The sequence below is a fragment of the Allomuricauda sp. M10 genome (assembly GCF_020782875.1).
Taxonomy (GTDB): Bacteria; Bacteroidota; Bacteroidia; order Flavobacteriales; family Flavobacteriaceae; genus Flagellimonas.
Genome location: NZ_JAJGBN010000002.1, coordinates 488,748 through 499,688 on the forward strand (window position 1 = coordinate 488,748; position 10,941 = coordinate 499,688).

10 protein-coding genes are annotated in these 10,941 nt (G+C 43.8%); 6 read left to right on the top strand and 4 right to left on the bottom strand.

Going from position 1 to position 10,941, the window contains the following annotated elements:
* The first annotated feature begins 71 nt into the window (after positions 1 to 71).
* Positions 72 to 1,016, top strand: a complete 945-nt coding sequence (locus tag LKX84_RS07310) for a carbohydrate kinase family protein (protein ID WP_228236479.1) — start codon at positions 72 to 74, stop codon at positions 1,014 to 1,016.
* Positions 1,017 to 2,945, top strand: coding sequence for an alpha-amylase family protein (locus tag LKX84_RS07315; protein ID WP_228236480.1), 1,929 nt, complete (start codon positions 1,017 to 1,019; stop codon positions 2,943 to 2,945). It abuts the gene before it with no gap.
* Here the strand turns inward: LKX84_RS07315 and LKX84_RS07320 are convergent.
* Genes LKX84_RS07320 through LKX84_RS07335 form a run of 4 tightly spaced genes read right to left on the bottom strand, consistent with a single transcriptional unit; the run spans position 2,942 to position 6,179 of the window.
* The gene (locus LKX84_RS07320) at positions 2,942 to 4,078 is read right to left on the bottom strand and encodes an ATP-binding protein (protein ID WP_228236481.1); all 1,137 of its coding nucleotides are present in this window, start codon (positions 4,076 to 4,078) and stop codon (positions 2,942 to 2,944) included. The two genes, LKX84_RS07315 and LKX84_RS07320, sit on opposite strands and share 4 nt — an antisense overlap.
* A 45-nt stretch (positions 4,079 to 4,123) precedes the next feature.
* A complete protein-coding gene (locus LKX84_RS07325; RefSeq protein ID WP_228236482.1) occupies positions 4,124 to 4,504 on the bottom strand; it encodes a four helix bundle protein in 381 nt (126 codons plus the stop codon).
* A 41-nt stretch (positions 4,505 to 4,545) separates the two neighbouring features.
* Positions 4,546 to 5,301, bottom strand: a complete 756-nt coding sequence (locus tag LKX84_RS07330) for an SDR family oxidoreductase (protein ID WP_228236483.1) — start codon at positions 5,299 to 5,301, stop codon at positions 4,546 to 4,548.
* Positions 5,302 to 5,312: 11 nt separating this feature from the next.
* Positions 5,313 to 6,179 carry an aldo/keto reductase family oxidoreductase gene (locus tag LKX84_RS07335; protein ID WP_228236484.1) on the bottom strand — a complete coding sequence of 289 codons (867 nt, stop codon included), beginning with the start codon at positions 6,177 to 6,179 and terminating at the stop codon, positions 5,313 to 5,315.
* A gap of 165 nt (positions 6,180 to 6,344) precedes the next feature.
* Here LKX84_RS07335 and LKX84_RS07340 point away from each other — a divergent pair, with 165 nt between their 5' ends.
* The 4 genes from LKX84_RS07340 (at position 6,345) to LKX84_RS07355 (ending at position 10,938) form a co-directional block, all read left to right on the top strand.
* Positions 6,345 to 7,346 (top strand): AAA family ATPase, encoded by a 1,002-nt coding sequence (locus tag LKX84_RS07340; protein ID WP_228236485.1) that lies wholly within the window; start codon positions 6,345 to 6,347, stop codon positions 7,344 to 7,346.
* A 68-nt stretch (positions 7,347 to 7,414) separates the two neighbouring features.
* Positions 7,415 to 8,281, top strand: coding sequence for a DUF58 domain-containing protein (locus LKX84_RS07345; protein WP_228236486.1), 867 nt, complete (start codon positions 7,415 to 7,417; stop codon positions 8,279 to 8,281).
* Between the two features lie 50 nt (positions 8,282 to 8,331).
* On the top strand, positions 8,332 to 9,939 hold the full coding sequence (locus LKX84_RS07350) for a hypothetical protein (protein WP_410548874.1): 1,608 nt from the start codon (positions 8,332 to 8,334) through the stop codon (positions 9,937 to 9,939).
* Complete coding sequence (locus tag LKX84_RS07355) at positions 9,940 to 10,938, top strand: vWA domain-containing protein (protein ID WP_228236488.1); 999 nt, start codon at positions 9,940 to 9,942, stop codon at positions 10,936 to 10,938. It abuts the gene before it with no gap.
* The last annotated feature ends 3 nt before the right edge of the window (positions 10,939 to 10,941 follow it).

Here is a 10,941-nt window from a genome sequence, read left to right on the forward strand (position 1 = left end):
CATGTAAAAAGCGTTCCCTATTTTTGGCCGCGGTACAAAATTCTATGTACCTTAGGATAATTGCATAAAAAATGAAGAAGGTATTCTGTATTGGGGAAGCATTGATCGATTTTGTGGCGGAACGGCAGGGAAGTGATCTTTCCAAAGCTGTACAATTCACCAAAAAAGCAGGGGGTGCCCCGGCAAATGTGGCCTGTGCCATCTCCAAACTTGGTGGCAAGGGCGTTTTTATAGGATGCGTGGGCGACGATCCTTTTGGAAAATTTCTGCTCGATGTACTTAAACACGAAGGCGTTGATATTTCCCTCGTGCAATTGTCCAGAACCTTCACCACCTTGGCATTTGTTTCGTTGGCCGATGATGGGGAACGGGATTTTGTGTTCAGCAGAGGGGCCGATAAGGAACTGGAATATGACCATGACCTTAGAAAAACTTTAAAAGGAAACATTTTGCATTTGGGTGCCGCTACGGCACTCTTGGGCGGTTCCTTGGAAAAGGCCTATGGCAAATATCTGTTCGATGGGCTCACCAAGGAAATGTTCATCAGTTTTGATCCCAATTATAGGGAAGACCTTTGGAAGGATGAACAAGATGTCTTCATCAAAAAATGCATGCCTTTCATTGAAAAATCCCATTTGTGCAAATTCAGTAAAGAGGAAGCCCAACTGCTTTCCGGAAAGTTGGATATTTACGAGGCCTGCAATGTACTCCACGAAGTAGGGACACAGGTCATAACGGTGACCTTGGGTAGCGAAGGAACTCTTTTAAGTGCTCGGGGGAAGAAAAAAATCATTCCAAGTATCCCGGTAAAACCTGTGGATACGACCGGTGCCGGGGATGCATTTATCGGTTGTCTATTGAATCAGATTTCGAATCTTGGAAACTTTGATCCCGTTTTTGAAGACTTTGCCCTGCTTGAAAAAATGGTTGCTCTGGCCAACAAGGCGGGCGCCATTACCACTACCAATTTTGGGGCCATTGTGGCTTTGCCCACCAAAGAACAGCTCGAAGCATAAATGAACCAGGCCAGCATACATAGATTAGTTGCCGCGCAACTCAAACAAAAGGATGCCGATGTACTTTTCGACCTTCGGTTGGCGGCCAATCTGCCGTTGATCCAAAATTTGTTTTCCTCCCTTTATCCTGATGATAACCACCAAGGTCACTTTACCAAATTGATGGACCTGCTCTCTAAATTATATGCATCTAGGCCATCCGAATTAAAAAAACAAGATTTGAAAAGGTTGGACTCCGGCAATTGGTACCAGTCCGAAAAAATCATGGGCATGCAGCTCTATGTGGAGCACTTCAACAAAGACCTCAACGGTTTAAAGGAAAAGCTGCCCTACTTTAAGGATCTGGGGGTGAATTTTTTGCATTTGATGCCGATCACCACCCGCCCCAGTGGAGAAAATGATGGGGGTTATGCCGTGAACAGCTACTTGCAGGTTGATAAAAGGTACGGTACCAAGGAAGATCTGTTGGCCTTGACCTCCGAGTTCAGAAAAGAGGGCATTTACCTGATGTTGGATTTTGTGGTGAACCATACTTCCAACGAATTTTCATGGGCCAAAAAAGCCATAAAGGGCGATAAAAAATACCAAGGGTACTATTACACTTTTGAGGATTACACCATTCCCGCAGAATTTGAAAAAACCCTTCCAGAGGTATTCCCTGAAACCTCCCCGGGCAGCTTTACCTATGTCCCCGAAATGGATCGGTGGGTCATGACCGTTTTCAACAGTTACCAATGGGACCTGAACTATACCAACCCCGAAGTGTTCTTGGAAATGCTCACCAATCTGGTAAAATTGACCGATCTTGGGGTAGATGTGGTCCGTTTTGATGCACTGGCTTTCCTTTGGAAAAAAATGGGGACTATCTCCCAAAACCTTCCTGAGGCCCATAATCTGGTTGCCTTGTTCCGAATGTGCCTTCAGGTTGTTGCACCGGGGGTAATCCTTTTGGCAGAGGCTATTGTGGCTCCAACCGATATCATCAAATATTTTGGCGAGGACCAAAAAATGGGCAATGAATGTGAGGTGGCCTATAACGCCTCGCTGATGGCCCTACTCTGGAATTCCATAGCCACCAAAAGAACATCATTGCTTTACAAAAGTTGGGACCATGTGCCACCCAAACCAGTAGATTGTACATGGATCAACTACATCCGTTGTCACGATGATATTGGGCTTGGCTACGAAAATCAATTGATCCAGGAATTGGGCTGGAACCCGGATATGCACCGCAAATTTTTGTTGGATTATTATTGCCAACATTTGGATTGGTCACCCGCCAAAGGGCTCATGTTCATGTACAATCCCAAAACTGGGGACGGGCGAATCACCGGAAGTGCAGCCTCTCTATTGGGACTGGAAAAAGCACTGGAATTAAAGGATGATGTGCTGATCCACCATGCCATGAACAAAATCATCATGCTGCACGGCATTATCCTCGCTTTTGGGGGGATCCCCCTAATCTATGCTGGGGATGAGATAGCCACACTCAACGATTATTCTTTCCGAAATGATGATTCCAAAAAGGAGGATAGCCGATGGGTAAACCGACCTCTACAGAATTGGGAAACCATATCCAATTTGGACGACAAAGATCTTCCACAATCCAAGGTCTACCATACCCTTCAAAAATTGATCAGCATTCGAAAGAGTGACCCTGTATTTGCTGACAATAATAGCCTTTCACTTTGCCATACAGGCAACGATCATATCCTGGTTTTTGAAAAAAGGGGCAACCAACAAGATGGTCTGTTGGTCCTCTGCAATTTTGATGAAAACGCCCAAGTAATTGAAACAGGCTGGATCAAAAGGCTGGGCTATTTTGCCAAAGGTGATCCCATTAATTTGGTTACGGGTGAAAAATTAGTCATGAAAAGTGCACTTCTTGAAATTGCTCCCTACCAACTCATCTGGTTAAAAAGGGATTAACTATACTTCACTTTTCTTAGGATGCGCTGTGATTCTTTCAGGGAGAGATACACATTCCTGTCGTACTCTTTCAATATTTCACGTGATTTGTCCATTTGATCTTTGGCCTCTTCGAATCCGTTCAGGTAACAGATCAAATAGGTTGCCGGAAGATGGGTCACATCAACATGTTCCGAAGCGGTTAAAGGAATATTGCTCTCCAGTTTTTTTAAAAGGGAATTATTGGCATTATACACGTGGAACAACGTCCGCTTGTCAAATAGGGGCGGTTCAAAAATCAATTTGCTGTTAATGGTGTACTTTCCATTTTCGGAAAAGGTGATCGTCATTTCTTCCAACGGATAATATTTTTGTTGGGTGCCCAATCCAAGCTGCACATATTCCACGGTACTGAAGGTATCCTCGTTGTATTCGATGGTAATCTCATCCAAAGCGGAATAGAATAATTTTACCTGTTCGTTGATCAATTCAATATCTACCCGTGAATAATAAATTTTGTTCTTTACCTTCTTCTTGTTCCCTGCCCAGCACACCACAAACTGTTCCTTGAACACCTTATAATCGCTGGTTAGGTCAGGATGTCGGGTGTTCATGAAATTGATGACGGCATCAAGGGTAAGTTCAATATTATTTCGGGCATGTTGCTCGATCATGGCCACTTCCCCGGAATTGATGTCTTTTAGTTCCACCCCATACGCTTTGGGCAAGCTTATACTTCCTTCCCTGAAGAAAACCGAACCCCCGTAATATTTCCAAATGTTCTTGCGCAGGGAGCAGACTTTTCCATTAGAACGGATCGTGACCAAACCCACTACCTTTCCTTCGGGTAAATGGGGAAATGGGATATTTTCATAAGAAATGATGGGTGGATTCTCCAAATAGGCATTCACCAGGTTTTGGATCTTGCTGTCATCGAAAAAATCGACCCCCACAATATCATTATCGGCGTCTTCCACACCGATTACAATAAACGAGTTGTTCTTGGGATTACTGTTCGCCAAGGCACAGACGTGCTTCAGGAACTTGGCCTTGCCTTCTTTTTCCCCTATGGATATAAAACGCTTTTTATCGTAAAAACTATTCTCGTCGTTATGAGCCAATAAGTTTTTTACGAGTAGGCGTTTGTTAATCATAGTATAAAGTTTCGGGTTTCAAGTTGCGAGTTGAAGCCTTTTATTTTAATCATATTTGGCTCCTTTTCTTTCAGAATTTTTAAGATACACTATAAAAGCACCTATCTTTTTTCCTTCCTTTATTGTTTTTGAAAAAATCTCGTCAAACTGTTCTTTAGAAATATGCTTCCTATCCAAACATCGATAAAGCTGAGATCTCAACTCGCCACATGAAGCTTTTGCAATACTTAAAAATTGAATGAATTCCCTATTTCCATTTCTTTCAAATCCTTCTGCAATATTGTCCATTATGGAACCGGATGAAGCATTCATTTGATTTTTCAAACTGTAATCATTACCCAATGAGGTGTTCTCAATCAGTCCCCATACCTCGTTACAAATTTCTCGCGCCAACTTCCATACATCCAATTCTTCAAAACCATTCATAATAGCTCTTTTAAACCTTCAACCCAAAACACGCAATACATTTAGATGCTTTTCTTGACGATGGTGCTACTGGCCTGAGCCGTGGGCATGACGATCAGGTCCGCTATATTGACGTGATACGGTCTTGTAACCACAAAATGAATGATGTCCGCAATATCCTGAGGTTTAAGAGGTTGAAACCCTTTGTATACATTGGAAGCTCTTTCTTTATCTCCCTTGAACCGAACATCGCTGAATTCCGTTTCCACCAAACCTGGGTTCACTGCTCCAACACGGATACCATAGGCATTCAGATCCATACGCATTCCTTGGTTGATGGCATCCACGGCATGTTTGCTGGCGCAGTACACATTCCCGTTCGGATAAACTTCTTTTCCTGCGGTTGATCCTATGTTGATGACATGGCCAGACTTGCGTTCCACCATTTGAGGTAGTACTGCTTTTGATACATATAACAGACCTTTTACGTTGATGTCCAACATGGCTTCCCAATCATCAGGGTTGCCTTTATCAATAGGGTCCAAACCATGTGCATTGCCCGCATTATTAATCAAAATATCAATGCTTGAAAATTCATCCGGTAGATTTTCAATTGCCGAAAAGACCGCCTCCCGATCCCGAACATCAAAAGTTAAGGTGTGGATTTCTGTTTTGTTACCTAGTTCTTTTTTAAGTTCATCCAACCGTTCCTGTCTTCGTCCACAAAGAATCAATCTAAATCCTTCTTTGGCAAAAAGTTCTGCCGTAGCCTTTCCTATGCCACTAGTGGCACCCGTAATCAAAGCTGTTTTACTCATTTCCTTTCTTCTTATGGCACATCATGGCCTTGGCTTGCCACCAAAAGGGAAAACCAATCCTGAAGTTCCAGATCTATCTCCGCAGCTTTGGCGGATTCTTCAATTCTTTTCTTGTCGGTCGTGCCAATAACGGGGTAAATTTTGGCGGGATGTTTCAAGATCCAGGCCAACAACAACTGGCTTTCATTGGCGGAATATTTGTCTTCCAAAGGTTCCATGGCCTTTTTAATCCTTTTCGTCTGCTTGTCACTGTCCCTAAAATAACTCCCCAACGGACTCCATGCCATGGCCAATCGATTATTGGCGATACAATCATCAAAAGTTCCGTCGTACATGGGTTCGTCATGGGTCAGGGAGAACTCTACTTGGTTACCTGAAACGGGAATGGCCTTTTCTAACATGGCCACCTGTGTTGGGGTAAAATTGGAAACACCAACTTGTTTTACCTTGCCGCTATCAAGCAAATGTTGAAGGGCCTCGGCCATTTCATAAGGTTCCATCAATGGGCTAGGACGGTGCATCAAGAGCAGATCCAAATACTCTGTGTTCAGTTTTTTCAAACTTTGCTCGGCCGACCAAATGATGTATTCCCTGTCGTATTGATAGTGGTTGATCTTATTATCCCTTCCTCGGGTCAATTGGATCCCACATTTGGAAATCAACTGGATATCTTCCCTTTTGATACCACTTTCGGCATAGGCCTTACCAAAATCGGATTCGGTGGAATAGCTGCCGTAAATATCGGCATGGTCAAAGGTTGTCAACCCACATTCGATGCAATGGTGCATCAGTTCGATCATTTCTTTTTTGGAAAGTTTCTTCCCCCAACTTCCCCACGTCATGGTTCCAGAGATAATTCTGGAAAATTTATTGTTCATTTGCATATAGGATGAAAGTATAAAATTAAACCCTTAAATCCTTCATAAAACTAGGGGTTTAGCGTTTTTTTTAACCATTAATTAACAGGCGGGTTTTAAATAAATCTACATTTTGCACACCCTAGTAAAATCACTGACAGTAATACCAAACAACAGGAGCTTATAATGGAAGAAAACACTACTATCGATATTAGTGCTGTGAATGAGAAAATTGCCCAAGAAAGTGCCTTTATCGATCTTCTTACCACTGAAATGAACAAGGCCATCGTTGGCCAGAACCATATGGTCGAACGATTATTGATCGGTCTCTTGGGAAAAGGGCATATTCTTTTGGAAGGCGTTCCCGGACTGGCGAAGACATTGGCCATCAATACCTTGGCAAAAGCGGTTAAAGGAAGTTTTAGCCGGATCCAGTTTACCCCCGATCTTTTACCTGCCGACGTGATCGGTACCTTGATCTACAACATCAAGGAGAACGATTTCTCCATCAAAAAAGGACCCATTTTTGCCAATTTCGTTTTGGCGGATGAGATCAACAGGGCCCCTGCCAAAGTACAATCGGCCCTTTTGGAGGCCATGCAGGAAAAACAGGTGACCATTGGTGACGAAACCTTTAAGTTAGATGCACCGTTCTTGGTAATGGCCACCCAAAACCCAGTGGAGCAAGAGGGAACCTACCCGTTGCCTGAGGCACAGGTAGACCGTTTTATGCTCAAGACCGTTATTGACTATCCCAAGCTCAATGAGGAACAACTCATTATCAGGCAAAACCTGAAAGGCGAAACGGAACCCATTAAGGCCGTAGTTTCCGTTGAGCAGATCCTTAGAGCCCAAAATACTGTACGTGAGGTGTACATGGATGAGAAAATCGAAAAGTATATCCTCGACCTGATCTTTGCCACACGTTACCCAGAAAAATACAATTTGGAAAACTTGAAGCCCCTGATCAGTTTTGGTGCTTCCCCAAGGGGTAGTATCAACCTGGCCAATGCTTCCAAGTGTTATGCCTTCGTCAAACGTAGGGGCTATGTGGTTCCCGAGGATGTTAGAGCCGTAGTGCACGATGTACTGCGACACAGGATCGGCATTACCTATGAAGCGGAGGCGGAAAACATTACTTCGGAAGAAATCATCAACAAGATCGTAAACGAAGTAGAAGTGCCTTAGCGGTTCAATGTTTCTCGGTGTAAGTAGCCATACTTTAAGCCAACCCGAAAACCTATTTCTTGAACCAGATGGATACAAAGGAACTACTAAAAAAAGTACGTAAGATTGAAATAAAGACCCGGCGTCTGTCCGACCATATTTTTGGTGGGGAGTACCATTCTACGTTCAAAGGTAGGGGTATGACCTTCAGTGAGGTGAGGCAGTACCAGTTCGGGGACGATGTAAGGAGCATTGATTGGAACGTGACCGCCCGCTACAATGAACCTTTCGTAAAGGTTTTTGAGGAGGAACGCGAATTGACCATGATGCTGATGGTTGATGTCAGTGGATCCGAATTGTTCGGAACTTCTAATCAGTTCAAAAAGGAAATCGTTACGGAGATTTCGGCCACACTTGCTTTCTCTGCCCTACAGAATAATGATAAAGTGGGGTTGATCCTCTTTTCGGATGTAGTGGAACTTTTCATCCCACCGAAAAAAGGAAAGAGCCATGTGCTGCGCATCATCAGGGAGTTGTTGGAATTCACCCCAAAAAGCAGCAAAACGAACATTGCGGAGGCACTGAAGTTCCTGACCAATGTGATGAAGAAAAAAGCCATCGTATTCGTACTGTCCGATTTTATAGCCGACGATTACCAGAACACACTGCGTATTGTGGGCAATAAACACGATGTGACGGGCATACGGGTGTTCGATGAAAGGGAGGAGTCCATCCCGAATTTGGGCATGGTACAGATGCAAGATGCGGAAACCGGGGAATACCAATTGGTGAACACCCAATCCAAACGCGTTCGATACGCTTACGGACAATATTATAAAGACAAAGTAGCCTATTACACCGATTCGTTCACCAAGTCTGGTTGCGGGGTGATCAATTGCCGTACCGATGAAAGTTACGTGCGAAAACTATTGGGGTACTTTAAACGAAGGGCATAATGCAGAGTGAATTTTTACATAGCAGAAAACAAAGAATCCAAGGACATTTTATGTCCGCCATTTTGGGTGTTCTTTTACTGGTGCCTTTTTCTGGAATTTCTCAAACCGACCCCAAAGTTGAAACCAAGGTGGACACCCTTGCCATCAAGATTGGGGAACAAATCCATTACACCATCACTGTGGATGCGGATTCCACTGCAGTGGTGAATTTTCCCGAAGGACAGACTTTTTCTCCATTGGAAACCGTGAATGCCATCATTGGCGATACTATAAGAAACAAGGATCGGATTACCCTTCAACGAATCTATGCGCTCACCCAGTTTGATAGCGGTGCCTATACCATTCCTCCACAGATTGTCACCATAAACGAACGCCAAATCTTTACCGATTCCTTCCGAGTAAAAGTGGCCGATGTTGCCGTGGATACCACCAAACAAAAAATGTACGACATCAAACCTTTGATAGAGGTTGAAAGAAGTACAGCTGATATGTGGATAACCGCCCTGATCATCCTGTTGGCACTGATTGTTATAGGCGGATTGGTCTATTGGTTCTTCATCAGAAAAAAACCGTTGACCGAAGAAGAAAAAGTGGCTTTGTTGCCCCCTTATGATCGGGCGTTGTTGGAACTCAAAAAATTGGAAAATTCCAAATACCTGATCCATGACGAATACAAACAATATTATTCCGAGTTGACCAATATTGTTCGGATGTACCTTGAGGAAGACGTTCATCTTTCTGCCATGGAAAGCACCACTTCGGAACTTATTACCAAGTTGGAAATGCTTAAGGATTCCGGTGAGTTGAAATTAGGGGAAGACACGATACATCAATTCCAAAAAATATTGCAAACCGCTGATTTGGTGAAATTTGCAAAATCAAAACCCGCCACTTCCGTTGCAGAACAGGATCGAAAATTGGTGGAAGAAATTGTAGTAAAGACGCACGAGGCACTTCCAGAACCCACGGAAGAAGACCTTTTGCTCAATGAAGAATATTTGGCAGAACTTGCCAAGAAAAAACAACGGAAGAGAATCTATTGGGCCGCTGCCATTTTTGCTGGGATCATTTTTTTAGGGGGAGCCTTTTCAGTAGCCTACTTCGGGATCAAACAGGTGAAAGATACCGTTTTTGGCTACCCCACAAAAGATCTTTTGGAGGGAGAATGGGTTTCCAGTTCGTACGGATTCCCGCCTATTCAATTGGAAACACCGGATGTTTTGGTCCGTCAGGAGGTTCAACTCCCAAAAGAAGCAGAAGAGCTCATCAAACAGCTTCAGGCTTTTTCATACGGCAGTTATGTGGGTATCTTTTCGGTGAGTACCAGTTCCGTTACTTACAAGGAAGAATCGGAGCCAAATTTTGAGGCCGCCATTAGTACCATCCTGTCCAATTTTGAGCAGCTGGGACTTAAGAACATCATCACCAAACAGGAAGAATTTACCACCCAGTCCGGGGTGAAGGGTATCAAAACCTTCGGAACAGGAACTTTGGAGACCCCTGCGCAAAAAGGCAAAAAGGCCAAGTACAATATTCTGTCCTTTGGTGGAAAAGGGTTTATGCAACAAGTGGTGATCACTTGGGAAGATGGCGATGCGTATGCGGAACAGATCGTAGAGCGAATATTGAACAGTTTAGACGTAAAAACACAGGCATAGATGTTTGAAAATATAGAATTTGCAAATCCTGAGTTCTTTTGGCTGCTTTTGTTGCTGCCACTGGCTTTGCTATGGTATTTTTTCAAGCGGAAGAATGAAATGGCATCCCTTCGCATTTCGAGCATCAAGGGATTTACGGTGAGCAATTGGGCCTCCAAAGCCAAACCGGTTTTGTTCATCATGCGCTTGTTGGCATTGGCAGCCATCGTCACTGCATTGGCCCGCCCCCAAACCGAAGATATTTCCACCCGAACCAAAACCACAAAGGGTATCGATATCGTAATGGCCATCGACGTTTCATCCAGTATGTTGGCCCGTGATTTAAAACCCAACAGGCTTTCTGCCTTGAAGGAGGTCGCTGCCAATTTTATCAAGGAACGCCCCAACGATCGTATCGGTATTGTGGGCTATGCCGGGGAAAGTTATACCAAGACCCCGATTACCAGCGACAAGACCATTGTGCTAAATGCCCTTAACGATGTCACCTATGGTGAGTTGGAAGACGGTACGGCTATTGGCATGGGATTGGCAACAGCGGTAAACCGATTGAAGGAAAGTAAGGCCGTGAGCAAAGTGATCATCCTATTGACCGATGGGGTGAACAATTCCGGTTTCATTGAACCTAAAACTGCAGCTGACCTTGCCGTGGAATTCGGGATCAAAACCTATACGATTGGGCTCGGAACCAATGGGAATGCACTTTCGCCCATCAGCTACAACCGTGATGGCACATATCGCTATGGGATGAGGGAAGTACAGATCGATGAAGAACTACTAAAGGAAATTGCCAGTGTTACCGGGGGAAAATACTTCCGTGCCACGGACAACGAATCCTTGGAGGAGATCTATGACGAAATCAACAAATTGGAAAAAACGGAAATAGAGGAATTCAAATATTACAAGTACGAGGAAAAATTCCGCCCCTTCATTTTTTTGGCGGGCATTTTTCTACTGTTGGAATGGGGATTGCGCAACTCTATTTTTAAAAGTTTTATTTAGGGA

Bases quoted from the DNA above. Each gene is read 5' to 3' on its own strand.
- LKX84_RS07350 (WP_410548874.1), top strand. From the start codon at position 8,332: ATGTCCGCCATTTTGGGTGTTCTTTTACTGGTGCCTTTTTCTGGAATT.
- LKX84_RS07310 (WP_228236479.1), top strand. From the start codon at position 72: ATGAAGAAGGTATTCTGTATTGGGGAAGCATTGATCGATTTTGTGGCG.
- LKX84_RS07320 (WP_228236481.1), bottom strand. From the start codon at position 4,078: ATGATTAACAAACGCCTACTCGTAAAAAACTTATTGGCTCATAACGAC.
- LKX84_RS07330 (WP_228236483.1), bottom strand. From the start codon at position 5,301: ATGAGTAAAACAGCTTTGATTACGGGTGCCACTAGTGGCATAGGAAAG.
- LKX84_RS07315 (WP_228236480.1), top strand. From the start codon at position 1,017: ATGAACCAGGCCAGCATACATAGATTAGTTGCCGCGCAACTCAAACAA.
- LKX84_RS07355 (WP_228236488.1), top strand. From the start codon at position 9,940: ATGTTTGAAAATATAGAATTTGCAAATCCTGAGTTCTTTTGGCTGCTT.
- LKX84_RS07345 (WP_228236486.1), top strand. From the start codon at position 7,415: ATGGATACAAAGGAACTACTAAAAAAAGTACGTAAGATTGAAATAAAG.
- LKX84_RS07325 (WP_228236482.1), bottom strand. From the start codon at position 4,504: ATGAATGGTTTTGAAGAATTGGATGTATGGAAGTTGGCGCGAGAAATT.
- LKX84_RS07335 (WP_228236484.1), bottom strand. From the start codon at position 6,179: ATGAACAATAAATTTTCCAGAATTATCTCTGGAACCATGACGTGGGGA.
- LKX84_RS07340 (WP_228236485.1), top strand. From the start codon at position 6,345: ATGGAAGAAAACACTACTATCGATATTAGTGCTGTGAATGAGAAAATT.